This is a genomic window from Burkholderia sp. SIMBA_062 (genome assembly GCF_046534765.1).
Lineage (GTDB): Bacteria > Pseudomonadota > Gammaproteobacteria > Burkholderiales > Burkholderiaceae > Burkholderia > Burkholderia ambifaria.
Genome location: NZ_JAWRYD010000053.1, coordinates 21914 through 35759, shown reverse-complemented (window position 1 = coordinate 35759; position 13846 = coordinate 21914). Strand labels below are relative to the sequence as shown.

At 56.0% G+C, this 13846-nt stretch carries 11 protein-coding genes; all 11 read left to right on the top strand.

The window, feature by feature from the left end; all coding sequences use genetic code 11:
- Positions 1-1146 precede the first annotated feature (1146 nt).
- Complete coding sequence (locus SB786_RS33900) at positions 1147-1596, top strand: phage tail protein (RefSeq protein WP_410731260.1); 450 nt, start codon at positions 1147-1149, stop codon at positions 1594-1596.
- A 61-nt stretch (positions 1597-1657) separates the two neighbouring features.
- Positions 1658-2818, top strand: coding sequence for a phage tail sheath family protein (locus tag SB786_RS33895; protein WP_410731259.1), 1161 nt, complete (start codon positions 1658-1660; stop codon positions 2816-2818).
- A gap of 70 nt (positions 2819-2888) precedes the next feature.
- Complete coding sequence (locus SB786_RS33890) at positions 2889-4337, top strand: phage tail sheath family protein (RefSeq protein WP_410731258.1); 1449 nt, start codon at positions 2889-2891, stop codon at positions 4335-4337.
- A gap of 249 nt (positions 4338-4586) precedes the next feature.
- Positions 4587-5861, top strand: a complete 1275-nt coding sequence (locus SB786_RS33885) for a phage tail sheath family protein (protein ID WP_410731257.1) — start codon at positions 4587-4589, stop codon at positions 5859-5861.
- Positions 5858-6319: a phage tail protein gene (locus SB786_RS33880; protein ID WP_410731256.1), complete on the top strand. Its 462-nt coding sequence runs from the start codon at positions 5858-5860 to the stop codon at positions 6317-6319. Before SB786_RS33885 ends, SB786_RS33880 begins: the two co-directional genes overlap by 4 nt.
- The gene (locus tag SB786_RS33875) at positions 6316-6492 is read left to right on the top strand and encodes a DUF5908 family protein (RefSeq protein ID WP_410731255.1); all 177 of its coding nucleotides are present in this window, start codon (positions 6316-6318) and stop codon (positions 6490-6492) included. Before SB786_RS33880 ends, SB786_RS33875 begins: the two co-directional genes overlap by 4 nt.
- Positions 6492-7169 (top strand): hypothetical protein, encoded by a 678-nt coding sequence (locus tag SB786_RS33870; protein ID WP_410731254.1) that lies wholly within the window; start codon positions 6492-6494, stop codon positions 7167-7169. The genes SB786_RS33875 and SB786_RS33870 overlap by 1 nt, the downstream gene beginning before the upstream one ends.
- Positions 7170-7180: 11 nt before the next feature.
- Positions 7181-9385: a phage baseplate assembly protein V gene (locus SB786_RS33865; protein ID WP_410731253.1), complete on the top strand. Its 2205-nt coding sequence runs from the start codon at positions 7181-7183 to the stop codon at positions 9383-9385.
- A 38-nt stretch (positions 9386-9423) separates the two neighbouring features.
- Positions 9424-9849, top strand: a complete 426-nt coding sequence (locus tag SB786_RS33860) for a GPW/gp25 family protein (protein WP_410731252.1) — start codon at positions 9424-9426, stop codon at positions 9847-9849.
- Positions 9849-10283 (top strand): hypothetical protein, encoded by a 435-nt coding sequence (locus SB786_RS33855; protein ID WP_410731251.1) that lies wholly within the window; start codon positions 9849-9851, stop codon positions 10281-10283. Before SB786_RS33860 ends, SB786_RS33855 begins: the two co-directional genes overlap by 1 nt.
- Before the next feature lie 38 nt (positions 10284-10321).
- Positions 10322-13828: a hypothetical protein gene (locus SB786_RS33850; RefSeq protein WP_410731250.1), complete on the top strand. Its 3507-nt coding sequence runs from the start codon at positions 10322-10324 to the stop codon at positions 13826-13828.
- The last annotated feature ends 18 nt before the right edge of the window (positions 13829-13846 follow it).

The following is a 13846-nucleotide window of genomic DNA, read 5'->3' as shown; positions in this document are numbered from 1 at the left end:
CCTTGGCCGGCATTATCGCCGGCTCAGGCCCTGGCCGCCTCACTTATCCGACTGTCCGAATTTGCGAGGCCATCTCTAATCGCCGTGCGGCGCCGATGGGTGGAACTGGATTGTCGTTCGATTCGCCTTGCCATTAGAGTGCCTACGTGCTGGTGGCGACAGGCGTTCGTCGTGGGGTCTCGACGCCCTAGCATGCAGCCGCTTCTGCGATTCGAGTCAAGTTTGACTCGTTTCTACGTTTTCCACAGCCAGCCGCGATATTTTCATAAGAATTGTCCATGAAATTTAATGAAATTTCCGGAATAAATTGAAAATTCGATCGCTCCAAGTGTGGCAATCTGCTTGACATCGGACGGTGAAAGTGACGGCCCATGACTTTGACATTATGTATTCAATTAGATCATGTAAAATATTCATCTCCGAGATCCCGTGGTGGAAAGAATTTCCGCATCAAATTCGTAAATTTTCCTTGAGGTTGCGATCGGATCTGTCTACGCTTTCTTCTGACAACGAATGTCCTCGGATGCGTCAACTTATGAGGCGTACCTGACGTGTGTGCTGAGGCGAAAGGGAGGAGGATATTGGAAGGCGTGAAGCGAAAATGGAATATGAGGAAGATGGGTATTTCTTGGATGGAGTTGGTTTATTAACAGTTGATTCCGATTGAGAATCGGCGTCAATTAAATTGACTTGCCCGTCTTGATCCCAGCGCGGGGCGCAAGCGACGATGAGCGTCGAATTCGAGTATCGGTAAGATCGAGGTTGTTCATCTAGACTAAGTTGGCTCTGTCTTTTTATATAACTGAGCGGTAGCCCTCACGATTCCAGTTGCGGGAACTTTTCCAGAGCCGCAGTCGATGTGGATATGTTGCGGGAGGCAGGGTTTCGTGTGGGATCCGTGCGGCGAGTGTGGATTGGTCGATTGCGGGGCGGAGCAAGTTCCATTGCGAGATGAAAATAGGGGATAGGTATGCCATTGGGGGGGGCGTACGGCTTGCGGTTCTCTATAGTTGTTGGTTAGGAATGGAAATTTATTATGCGAACCAGTGGTGTGAGCCGCGCCCGGATTTAAAGGAAAAAGTCGGGGGCGAAATGTAGAGAAGTCGCTGCGCGGCAAGTGCAGCGCTGGATGAGGAGAGCACGAAAATGGCACTCGATTCAAAGACGATGGGCAACACGTACCCGATCCCGACTTATCGATTTGTGGTGTCGGTTGGAATAGAGCAGATGTGCTTCAGTAGCGTCTCAGGTCTGGATCAATCGGTACAGTTGGTGAAATACCAGGATGGGTGTGGGCACCTATACCAGATGCCAGGTCAGGCGGAGCCCCTCACGATCACGCTCAAGCGCGGGGTGATGCCGAAACAAAGCCAGCTAATCGAGTGGATGAATTCAATCAGCTTCAATCGGGTCGAGAAGAGGGATCTGTCGATCAGTCTGACGAACGAAACGGGATCCGAGCTGTTGGTGACGTGGAACGTAATGAACGCATTCCCGACGAAATGGACGGGACCGAGCTTGGATGCGACAAGCAATGAGGTTGCTCTCGAGGAGTTGAGTCTGGCGGCGGATCGATTGACATTGATGTTCCACTGACGATGACTAATGATTCGGATGAGTGGGTTCGCAAATAGGCAGCGATTCGGGAGAGCGGATCATGATTTATAAAGTACCTGGCGTGTATGTCGAAGAACCTGTTGGGCTGTCGCTGTCGATCCAGACGGGGCAGACGGCGGTGCCAGTATTTGCATTTGACCAGGCCACCAACTGGGGAGGCGCACTTGATAGTACCGGCAACGGCATAATCGATTCAAATTCTTGGCATGAATTTATGTCATGGTTGGATGTTGTGACGGTCAGGCAGAAATTAATAGTGAATAAGAATAACGAGAGTGTGGGGCAGAAGTTCGACGAAGCCACTCAGAACGACAAATTATTTCAATCATTGAAGTTGTATTTTTTGAATGGTGGCGGGCGGTGCTATATAGCGCCGGTCGCGTCACTAGCGAAGTTGGTGCCGCAATTGGACGACGTGACGTTGCTGGTGCAGTCGGGATCACAGTTCGCCGCCTTCGACGGCCAGGTAAAGACACTGTGCCTGACTGAAAAGACGTATTTTGCGATCTACGACGGCCCTACAACCGAGTTGCGCGACACCACCACGGTGCAATCGGAGCAGAGCCATTATTCGCCGAACAAGCATGCGGCCGTATACTACCCTTGGCTGACCGTGCCGGGTGTCAGCGCGGCAATGCCACCAAGTGGTGCGGTAGCGGGAGTGTACGCACGTGTGGACCGGGAGCGAGGCGTCTGGAAAGCGCCGGCGAATGCCGAGATCATCGGCGGTGCGCCAATGTTTCAAGTATCGGACGGCGTGGAGGCTGAATGTAATGGGCCAGAATCCGGGCTATCGATCAACGTAATTCGGGCGTTTCGTGGTATGGGGCCGTTGATCTGGGGTGCCCGGACGCTGCAGTCGGATCACGATGAGTGGCGATATGTGCCAGTCCGGCGGCTGTTCAGCGCGGTGGAGAAAGACATCAAGGTGGCGATGAGACCGGCAGTGTTCGAGCCGAATAGTGCGCCGACATGGGAGCGAGTGCGCGGCGCGATCGCGAACTATGTGCATGGGCTCTGGCAGCAGGGGGCACTGCAGGGCGACACTCCGGCACAGGCGTATTTCGTGCACATTGGGCCTGGCATCACAATGACGCAGGACGACGTTATGCACGGCAGGATGATTGTGAAGGTAGGGTTGGCGGCAGTGCGACCGGCGGAATTCATCATCTTGCAAGTCACTCAGCATGGAACACACTGACGAGCGAGGATGCAACCAGATGGGCGGTGCTGGGTAGCGTCGCGCGTCTTGAACGGTGAGAGGACGAATCATGAGCGAGTCGTATAGGGTGCCGGGCGTCTACGTGGAAGAAGACAACGCGCTGGCGTTGAGCATTCAGCAAGGTGAAACGGCGGTGCCGGTGTTTGTTGGTCACTTCAATGCAATCGTCAGCACTACTTCGATCAAATGTTTGGCGATCGAAAGTTGGTTGGATTTCACAAAAAAGTTCAACGTGTCGGAAGTCGTGGATGTTGATTTGAAGACGGAAATAGCAACATTCACGCCTCACGTCGGTTCGCACAGTGTTCGTTTATACTTTGAGAACGGAGGTGGGCCATGTTATGTCTTACATCTAAATGACCGAAGTCACGAAACCTTGGAAGGCATGGTAGCGGCGATTGATAAAACTCCGGATATTACGTTGCTGGTGTGGTGCGAGCACGTTAATGAAGACGATACTATATATAATAGGCTGGCTAAATTGTTGGGAAACACGGCGAGTCCGATTGGAAGCCGAGGCATCTTTATGCTAGTGGATGCGCAATTAGACAAGGGCGATTGCACAAAATTTACTGTTCCCGATGTTTGTAAAGACAATGAAAATGTTGCCGCCTATTTTCCCGCTCTCGCTTCGCAATATGGCCGTGTCTATGACGAAAAATCTGTGAACTTGAAGGAGTTGGATGACTTAGATGAGTTGCTTGAAGTTGCTAATGGAGATAATCATAGTGATGCAATTAATACCCTTCATGATTTAAAGGTTATCTGCGATAATTTTGGTGCGGATAAAGGCGCGAGTGATGAAAAAAAAGACGCCATGGAAGAAATAATAAAATTATATGATAAATGTCGAGTAGTTGTAAATTCTACTCTTGCGAACAGACCCGTTTATATACGGGCGAGTGCGGCGGTTGCTGGCGTGATGGCGAGGGTAGATCGTGATCGCGGTGTATGGAAGGCGCCGGCGAATGTGGTCTTGAGTGGGGTCACGGATTTAGTGGCTTATTTCACCGGACCTGCCAATGGAGAAGGATGGAAAAGCATTCGTGTAACCGACACGATGAACGAAAAGATGGTCGACGCTGGCATCAACGCGATCCGATATTTTAGTGGTCAAGGAGTGACGGTGTATGGCACACGCACGATGTCGAATCCTAAAAATAATGACTGGCTCTACGTGCCGGTACGGCGCCTCTTCAATGCGGTAGAGCGCGATACGCGAACAGCGTTGCGCTCGGTGATATTCGAGCCGAATTCCGCAGTAACGTGGGATAAAATTCGATGTACTTTGGATAACTATCTATACGGCCTTTGGAAGAAGGGCGCCCTGCAAGGCGATAAACCAGCTCAGGCATATTATGTGCAAGTCGGACGCGGAATCACAATGACGCAGGATGATATCAATAAAGGCAGGATGATCGTGAAGATCGGGCTTTCGGCGGTGAGGCCAGCAGAGTTCATCGTGCTGCAGCTCACACAGGACATGCGGGCAGGTTGATCGGTTCCCTCTGAGCTGGTGTGAGAGATTGGGCCGAACTGCAAGAAATAGTTGTACTGAGTGGCGAATTCAGCAGATTGAGTAAATAAGTGGTAGTCTGCGAATGAGGTTGGCTATTCTCATCATCACAATGTCGCAACCAAACAAAATTATGGAGTCCATATTATGTCGCGGCCGGCTGCTGTGCACAGATTTGATGAACCTGGTGTACGGTTGACACAACGTGTTCAAACGCCGGACACGTCCGACATGGAGTTGGCCACCGCGGTACCAGTTTTTGTGGGGTGGGACCACGAACAGTCGACGGATGTTGGCGTGTTTCATAAGATTGGGTCGTGGCCCGATTACGAGGCGTATCGAGGATCGTTACCAACCTCGGCGAAGTTCGATGACGCAATTTTGTGTACGTCCATTCGCCTGTACTTCGAAAACGGCGGCGGGAAATGCTTCATTCTCTTGGTTTCCCCGCCACCCGTTGAAAGCGAGTTAGTCACTTCCATGGTTGAATCGACGGAGCCCCTTCTAGATCCCGTCGTTCGGTGGATGACGGCGTTTAAGGAATGGATAGAAGGTTCATTGACGGCCCGAAAATTTGCGCCAGCACTGACAGAATTGTCGTTGACGTTAGTTGCGATGCCACAACTGGTTGGCGCGCTACCGAAGCTCCTGGAAGAAGCGAATTCGGCGAAGTTGCTAGTTTCCGCGTGGCGAGCTGTGCAGGTCGCCTGCCAATGCCGACCAGATCTGTTTTTTGTATGGGACGCGCCACAAGCAATGAAGGTCGCGGATGCCTGTATAAAGGAGCTGCGAATAAACAATGCCTTCGGCGAGATGGGCCAACACGCGGCGGTCTACGGCCCGCACCTTCTGACCAGCTATACGATAAATGAATCCGATACTGGGCCGTTCCGCCGAACAGTACCGCCATGTGGTGCAGTGTTGGGGCTAATGGCGCGTACAGACCACGTTCACGGAACCTGGAAGGCGCCAGCCAACGAAGCGTTGATGTGCATAGTGGCTGCTGAGCATCGTGAAACGGAGGCGCATGGTTGGTTTGACGTGGCGAAACCTTCGATCAACCTTATTCGAAGTTTCCCAGGCCGTGGCGTGCGAGTGTGGGGGTGTCGTACGTTGACGCGGGACGGGCGGTCTCCATTTCGCTACGTCCAGGTGCGACGAACGGTGACCTGGATCGAGGCGAACTTACGGCAGATTTGCCGGTTCGCTGTGTTCGAACCCAATTCCGCGATTACTTGGCTCCAGCTACGGGGGGTGTGTAGCGCGTGGTTGCGACGTGTGTGGCTGTCTGGCGGTCTAGCGGGCGCGGAGGAGGGCGAGGCGTTCGTCGTGCAAGTCGGCTTGAATGACAGCATGTTGGCAGATGACATTGCCGAAGGTCGCTTGATCGTCAAGGTGGGGCTGGCGGTCTTGCATGCAGCAGAATTTGTCGAACTCAATCTTGTGCTTATGCTCAACGAGACGCAAGCCGGGATGATGCAGTTGCAACGGAGCGAAATGCTATGAGCCTGCAATTGAATACCCCCAGCCTGTCGCACCGCTTCATGGCCACTTTTTTTGTGAAACGGGTGCCTAGCCCTGTGGATATGCGGTTTCAACGGATTTCCGGTTTGTCGCGTGAAATGACAATTGCGAGCCACCGGGAAGGGGGCGACAACCTGGGTAGCATTCATTTTCCGGAGCGAGTCAGTCACGGCAATTTGATGCTCGAACGGGGTGTAGTTCCGCTGACGCCCGTAACGGCATTGTTCAATCACGCTCTTGGGGAATTTTCTAGCGTTTACATGGACGTGGTGGTGATGCTGATGAACGCACGTAACTTACCGGTGTGCAGTTGGATTGTGACCAATGCACTGCCCGTGAAATGGCAGACAAGCGACCTTGACGCGACGGGTAATGCAGTGTTGATCGACACTTTGGAATTGGCGTACCACGAGATGCGCTGGCTGGGGGTGCGGGGATGACGATCGAAATTAGGGAATTGGTAATCGAGGCCCGGGTGATGAATGAGCCGAGGCGTGAGCGAGATGGGGCGATGGAACGTCAGACGAAGGATTGGGCCGGTGACGCCGTACTGATCGAACGGATCGCGCATCGTGTTTTGGCGCTGTTGAACGAACGACAGGAGCGTGCGTGATGGCACTGCTTGAACGGGGCCTGGAAAAACTGACGCTGACGGCGTTCAAGACCCGCGATTGGGGAGGCGAGCTGGGTTCGTTCGTGGTGATGTACAACCCGGAGTCTGTGCGATTCGATTTCATGACGCAGTTGAGGAACGAAGATTCCATCAACAGGCACAACCAGGTCAGCGAATTCGGTCGAGTCACGCCTCCTCATCTTGACCTCGAATTGATCCTGGATGCTCGAGGGCCTGGTGAGCGGCGCTCAGTGGACGAGCAAATTAGTCAGCTGCGTGCCTTGTGTTTGACGGTCGGCGAGAAAGGTGAGACGCCTTACCTTCGTGTCAGTTGGGGCAAGATGCGCTGGCATGGTCACGGGTATTTTGGTGGACGGTGTGAGCGACTTGGTATCGCGTATACGCTATTTGACCGCAACGCGACGCCGTTGCGTGCGACTGCGTCATTGTCTTTGGTCGCGATTAACAGCGACGACATGGAGGCTTTGCGTAAAGGCGCACCTGTCAAGCAATCGATAATCAAGGCATCGGCGCGGGATACCCTGCCGCTGCTGGCGACTGTGGCGAGTGCGAGTGCGGCGGTTTCCGCAGTTGATTACCTGCATGTCGCCTACGCTAACGATCTGGATAATTTACGCAACCTGATTCCGGGCCAAGCACTCGTGATGGGTAGATAACGGAGCGGGCCATGTCATTCAGCGAAAGGATTCGCGCCGCGGTGGAACAAGCATCCGAGGTGACGCCAGATGCGGCACAGGCGGTAGTGGGCGGGTTGGCCGCTGCGGCGTTGGTCGGGAAGGGACGGGCTGACAGCGTCATACATAAGGTTGAGCAGCCGGCGCAGAGTCGCGCGAAGACGCTGGCGGCATTGGCGGACGCCAATGCTCCTGGAACGACCGTTTCCTCGCCTGCAGTTGCTAAAGGAGGCGCGACGGACGACGTAGGCAAGCCGGTTGACGTGGAAGTGAGGATCAATGGCAAGCCGTTGAAGGGCGTCGCCGTGTCACGGATGTTAGCTCGACTGGCTGTGAATGAAATCCCGTCGGGTCTGGTGGAACTGAGTCTCCCGACGGCGATGCATGACGACTTTGCGCAAATCAACATGCTGTTGCAGAGCTGTGCGGTGGGTAAATCGGTTGAGATGGTGGTACGGGGGCGTTCGATTTTTACGGGTGTAGTAGGTGGTGTGCAGATGGACGTAGGTGACAGTGGTCGCCGGATCCAGCTCAAGATCAAGGCGGCGCTACAGGGGCTCAAGGCGACGTGTCGTAGTCGAGTGTTCGAGAAGGGTACGGACCACGCGTTGATCAAAAAGGTGCTGGTCGAACATGGCGTCAAGGTTAAAGCGATCGAGGGTATTGAAGGCGAACACGAGCAGCGGATTCAGTGGAACTGTTCGGACTGGGCGCTGGTACGTGGTTTGATGGGACTGTACGGGGTGTGGCTGTGGCCGGACGGAGCAGGCTCGGTTACGGTGGGCGGGCCGGTCATGACTGGCAAAACGCATAGTGTGGCCGCTTCTCTGGGCAAGTCGGGTGTCTCGGCAGGAGCGAGCGGGGCATCTGGTGCGGTATCGGTGCAGGCACTCCACTGGGAGTTTTCGGCACTGACCTTGCCGCGCCAGGTGATGCTTACGGGCTGGGACATCGGCAAGCAGAGTCTTGTGAGCAAGACCGCAAAAAAAGTGCGGTTGGGCGAGGGAGGATTGGATCCAACCGCACTGCAGCCGTTGGCCACGGGGGCACTCTCGAATTGGGAGATTGCGTCGCTCGCTGGAATGGATGCGATCACGCAACAGGCATGTGCATCTGGGCACCTCTTGGCTAAGCAAGCGCAGGCGATTCGCGCGCAGATCGTGATTGAAGGTGTCAAGCCGTATGGTTTGCGCGAACAGATGACGTTGACTGGGGCTGGGAGGGCTTTGTCAGGGACGGGGGTGATTACGGCGCTTGAATATGCGTTTGAGGGTTCGCACCGGGCGTCTACGACCACGGTGTGGATTGGGCTCGAAGAGGAGCGGGCCACGGTGCCAGGGTTACCGGTGCCAGAGGGGTTGATGGTCGGCAAGGTGGCAGCCTTCAAGGCCGACCCCAAGAAGGAGTGGAATCGGCTGCCGGTCACTGTGCCACTACTGGGTAAGGGCACGTTGTGGGCACGTTGGGCGAGTCCGTATGCCAGCACCGACAGCGGAGTGTGCTTTTACCCAGAAAAAGATGATGAAGTGGTGGTGGGGTTCCTGGGAGGCGATCCGGTCATCCTCGGAGCCATGCATAACCCGGTTCAAAAAGCACCGTTCGCACCGAGTGCGAAGAACGCTCGGAAGGGCGTAGTGCTCAAACATGAGGACCAGGTAGCAGAACTGGGCTTTGATCGGGACAAGGGCGAAGCCGTCTGGCGGATCGGCAAGGGGGCGGCGCGAGAGCAGGCGATGGCACTCGATGTGAAGAATGGCGTGAATGTCCGGAGCACAGCAGGAGATGTGAAGGTTGAGGTCAAGAAGGGCAAGGTACAGTGGCATGCGCAGGCGGGCGTGGCGATGGCGACCAATGCGAAGCTCGAGCTCCAGGCCAAGACAGGTATATCAGTGACGAGTGACAAGAACGTGCAGATCGCAGCGATGGGTTGCCTGATAGGGAGCGGAAAGCGATCAGTGCAGTTCGCCAGTGGAAAGGGGAACCTGACGCTCAAGCCAACTGCAGCGTTGCTGCAAGGTGTGGACGTGGTGGTGAAGGGTGATGCGCAGGCAAGACTACAAAGCACGAAGGCTACAGTGAAGGGAACCGTGATGGCTTCAGTGGAAGGCGCAAGGGCAACCTTGAAGGGAACGGCGACGACGGATGTAAACAGCAGCGGGATCGTGAATGTGAACGGCGCGCTGGTCAATCTGGGGTGATGATAACTGCGTTGCACCGCGGTTCGAGCGAGGTGGACATGCTAAGCAATACTGGAGAAGAAGATCGGTTGTATGGGCGAGGATGGAGATTTCCGCTGACCTTTTTGCCTAAAGGGGGGGTGGAGATGAGTGCCGGCGTAAAGAACGTGGAACAGAGTTTAAAGATGTTGTTTAGCACTCAGCCTGGTGAACGCATCATGCGATCAGATTATGGCTGTGATATGCAATCGATGGTATTCGCCAATCTAAGCGATGGCACGCTGGCGGCGTTACGTACGCGAGTGGTGGAGAGTATTGCACGTTATGAACCGCGTGTGCGGGTAACGGCGGTGGACTGTGAAGAGGCCCCGGAGTTGGAGGGACTGTTGCGGATCACGGTGAGCTATCAATTGCCGGATCAATCGGGTGCGCGGCGACTGTCCGGTGTGGTGGACGTACGTGATGGACGAGGCAGAGGATTCTGATGTCGGATCTTATCGTGGCGACAGGCGACATCGTGATGTTTCAGCCGAGCTTCGGCCCTCGAACCTTGATAGCGCCAGCACAAGCCGTGCTGACGGGAACAGGGCGTGTCATGGTCGATGGTAAGCCGGCGTGCGTGATCCTCGATCTGCTGAAAGTCGTGGTTCCGGGTGTGCCGTATATGTCGGGGACATTCACAGTTCCCGGTGTGGGGGTGATCCAATTGTTGATCGCAGGTGCAGATCAAAGCGCGAAGAAGGTGCTGCGTGGCGCACCGGTACTGATCAAGGGCAGTGAGTGTCAGGCGATGTTCATTCCCACGGTGCCAGCCATGAATCCCACGACCGTGCCGCCCACACCGGATCCGACCATTGGTGTTCCGACACCGGGCAGGGGGCGATTCATTGTGACACAGGTCAAGGTGAGGGCGAGTTGAGTCGTGGGCCAACGCGAGCTAAACAGAGGACGATAACCATGGCGGCAACATCGGGCGGGCAGGCGGCGCCTTTCATACTGGATGACCGCACACTGGAACGGCGTCTGGACGCGTTCCGTGAATATTGCAAATTGATACCGTTCGTCGATGAGGAGAACGTTCTTAACCAGCAGAATTGGGCACATATTCTGCTGGGTGAGGCCGGCGGCAACAATTCGGAGCCGGATTGGGCTGAGGAACGCGCACGGTTGAGTCGCCTCTATGAGTCGCCCGCCGACGCGAATGGTTTGCTGCCGCCGGAGCGTGTGTTCCTGTTGGCGGTGCTGGGTCTGCTAGAAACGCCACGCGGATTGATTAATGCGCTGCCAGCGCAGTATCGCGATCTATATTACCGGGAGCAACTGGCATTGACCGAGCGCCCGGCGTATCCCGACACGGTGGTGGTTCGCTTTACGCTCGACGAGGGGGTACGGGAGTGTGAGGTGCCGGCCGGGCTTCGTCTGGATGCTGGGCAAGATAGCCGTTGCGTGCCTATCCAGTATGGTCTTTTGGAGCCGATGGTGGTTAGCTCCGCACGGGTGACCGATCTGCGGTGGGTAGTCAATGACAGGACCCGGCCGAGTGGGCGCCGCGCGCGGGTAGTGTGGGATGAAGCGGCGGGTATAGCGTGGCCTGCTGCAGGTCTTCGATTATTTGACGCATCGCCGTTGCACACCGGGGAGCCGGTACGCGCAGATGCAGATCGGGATGTGCTGCAAGGGCGAGTGGTGGGTTCGCCCGTGCTGGCGGTATCGGGTGGAATGCGGACGTGGACGGTAACGTTCGACACCGCCATTCCGGAAAATGTGGAGATGACGGCTGAATTGAGCATCGGCGAACAGTGGGTAAAACTAGACTGCGGAATCCCTGGAAAATCATGTGTAGTCAAGCTCGCTGCGGATGGCGGACAACCGACCCCTGTCGCGGATCTGGACGGATTCACGTCAACGACCCCGTTGATGCGATTGACTCTCAGCAATGGCGTAGCAGTTCCGAAAATCACGCAGATCCACGTTCATGTCCAGGGAGCGCAGGGTATCCATTGCACTACCGATGATGGCGTGGAGCTGACGGCGGCGGGCGGTCTGCCGTTTGGTGAAATGGCCGCGGCGGGCGCTGGACTCAATCTCATATCCGAGGAATGGTGGCGGCTGTCAAATCTGATCCAATCCATTACGTTGGTGCCAACGTGGCAGGGTCTGCCGACGAAGTCGTTTTACGCATGGTACGGAGCGGATCCGGAGCAAGCAAAGGATGATTGGTTTCGACTCGACCACCGGAGCGGTAAGGTGAGTAGTTCAGGGGTTCCACAACATGACGTCAAGAAAGACATCGGCTACGTGTCAGATACCCCCAACAATCGTGACTTTATGGTGAACGCATCCATAGTGAAGTGCGACGGCCAAGTTGGCAGCGTTGAAGATGACATTTCATTGTTCTACGACGCGCCATTCGCTTATGCGCCCGACGGCGTGCCTCTAGTGCTAAACAAAATATGTGGATCGTTTCCCGTCGCAAAGCAAGGCGCCTTAGTGCCTAACAGTGACAATCCGACTGACTGGCCGTGGCACGTGCGGTTGGCGCTGACGCGATCGTTTATGTTGGCGGAGTATCAGGCGCATCTGGAAGCGCCGCCACAAGTGATCTCGTTCGAAGTCGAGACTTCAGTGCCCGTACAGAAGTTTGAGACAGAAATTGACGGACGCATCAAGGTAGATGCGGCGACGCACCTCCCCATCATGGCAAGAGGTACACCGAACCTGTCGTACATCATTCCGGTCGTGGTCCCGAAGGCCAACTGGAACCCGGCGTATCGGCCGCAGTGGTCGGGGCTGACAGTGAACTACGAGGCACTCGATGCAAAGGTGACGAATCAGCAAATCCTTACGCCGTTCGGGCATGGAGGTAGCGATGATGCGACGGCACCGATTGCCGAACTCTACCTCGGGGTGGACAGGATCGAGGCCCATCAAGCGCTTAATCTGTATTGGAAGTTCGACCAGGCTGCGCCCGTGAAGGTGGAGTGGCAGTATCTCGCAGGCGGGGAGCGATGGCACGGACTGGGGGCAGCGGTTCGAGACAGAACGGATGGGTTTGCGCGCAGCGGGGGGTGGACGCTGGAGTGGCCACGGGACGCGTCACTCAACGCTACGAGTCTGCCGAGTGGGCGCTACTGGTTGCGTGGGCGGGTCACACCATCCGCGCTCACGGAGGTTGAAGTCAAGTCTGATCGAGCCTCAAATATTCCTGCCTTCGGTTGGCTGACTGCGTTGGTGACTAACGCAGGAGAGGCCACTCTGCTGCAAGCCGATACAGTGGAGCCAGCCCACTTCACGCAAGCGTTGCCGCCAGGCAAGGTGACGCAGGCGCTGGACGCGCCAGCCGGCCTGGAAGGGGTCACTCAGCCGTGGCCTTCGTATGGTGGACGCGCGGTCGAGTCTGCGGCGGCATTCTATGCGCGGGTAGCCAGACGCTTGCGGCATCGTGATCGTGCTTTGAACAACGTTGACATGACCACCTTGTTAAGCGAATACGATCCAGGCCTTCGTGAAATGACGGTACTGGATCCTAGGCCGACTGAGGATGGCTCGTTGGCGCAGACGATTGTAGTCATGCCGCGCATTGGGGATGGGCTAGATCCACGCCGGCCCGCCTATCGGAGTGATCGATTAAAAGCCCTCGCGCGCTGGTTGATGCAGCGCGGGTCGCCGTGGTTGCACGTGAGTTGCGTGAATCCAGAGTATGTCGACGTGACCGTCAGTTGGACGATCGAGTACGAAGCGGGGGTCAGCTACGCGCTGGGCGAGGCACGCGTAACAGCGGCACTAGAACGGGCGTATGTGCCATGGCGGCAGCCGGATGACGACAACTCCGTGATGGTGCTGGGCCGCGCGATCTCGCATGCTGGCGTGCGGGAGGTGATACGGCATGTACCTGGGGTGAAAACCGTGACGGGTGTTCGATTGAACGGTGATGCCGAGCACGATGCGGTTCCGCGTGCCAATCAGATTGGCGTGATCCGCTGCATCCCGCGCGAGTATGACTGCGTCTCGGTGGCGTGGCTGGGTACGGACAAGTCCCGTTGGGGCAAAGCGGAACTAAGGGCGGATGGGCAACAACAGGTCGTGTTGCAAGTGACGCTTCCCAAGACAGATGCGCGGAACGACGTAAATGCATCGAACGCGAAAGTCACATTGGTGGACTGTGATACCGGGGAGCCACTCTATAGCGGTGGTGTTAGCGAATGCGGAGCGCGTGTAGGCGTTTTGACAGGGCAAGACACTGTGTCGCAGGTGCTTGTGGACAATTTCGAAGAAGCACGTGAGTCCGTGCCAGCGAACACGATTGTGCGTAGCTTTTTCATATATGCCGGTACAGGCGCAGCGGGCGTGAAACGAATCGGCGCGGCGATCGAACTGACGGTGAACTCATCGCACGTCACGCTGTTGTCCGCGCAGGTGCAGCAAAGCGTACGGCTGTCGGTGCATCCGGTAGTGAGAACCTGAGTTAGCGCGTGTCCGGCA

What these genes read in the sequence shown, in the direction of transcription:
- SB786_RS33900 (WP_410731260.1), top strand. Translation starts at nt 1,147, where the DNA reads ATGGCACTCGATTCAAAGACGATGGGCAACACGTACCCGATCCCGACT.
- SB786_RS33895 (WP_410731259.1), top strand. Translation starts at nt 1,658, where the DNA reads ATGATTTATAAAGTACCTGGCGTGTATGTCGAAGAACCTGTTGGGCTG.
- SB786_RS33890 (WP_410731258.1), top strand. Translation starts at nt 2,889, where the DNA reads ATGAGCGAGTCGTATAGGGTGCCGGGCGTCTACGTGGAAGAAGACAAC.
- SB786_RS33885 (WP_410731257.1), top strand. Translation starts at nt 4,587, where the DNA reads ATGGAGTTGGCCACCGCGGTACCAGTTTTTGTGGGGTGGGACCACGAA.
- SB786_RS33880 (WP_410731256.1), top strand. Translation starts at nt 5,858, where the DNA reads ATGAGCCTGCAATTGAATACCCCCAGCCTGTCGCACCGCTTCATGGCC.
- SB786_RS33875 (WP_410731255.1), top strand. Translation starts at nt 6,316, where the DNA reads ATGACGATCGAAATTAGGGAATTGGTAATCGAGGCCCGGGTGATGAAT.
- SB786_RS33870 (WP_410731254.1), top strand. Translation starts at nt 6,492, where the DNA reads ATGGCACTGCTTGAACGGGGCCTGGAAAAACTGACGCTGACGGCGTTC.
- SB786_RS33865 (WP_410731253.1), top strand. Translation starts at nt 7,181, where the DNA reads ATGTCATTCAGCGAAAGGATTCGCGCCGCGGTGGAACAAGCATCCGAG.
- SB786_RS33860 (WP_410731252.1), top strand. Translation starts at nt 9,424, where the DNA reads ATGCTAAGCAATACTGGAGAAGAAGATCGGTTGTATGGGCGAGGATGG.
- SB786_RS33855 (WP_410731251.1), top strand. Translation starts at nt 9,849, where the DNA reads ATGTCGGATCTTATCGTGGCGACAGGCGACATCGTGATGTTTCAGCCG.
- SB786_RS33850 (WP_410731250.1), top strand. Translation starts at nt 10,322, where the DNA reads ATGGCGGCAACATCGGGCGGGCAGGCGGCGCCTTTCATACTGGATGAC.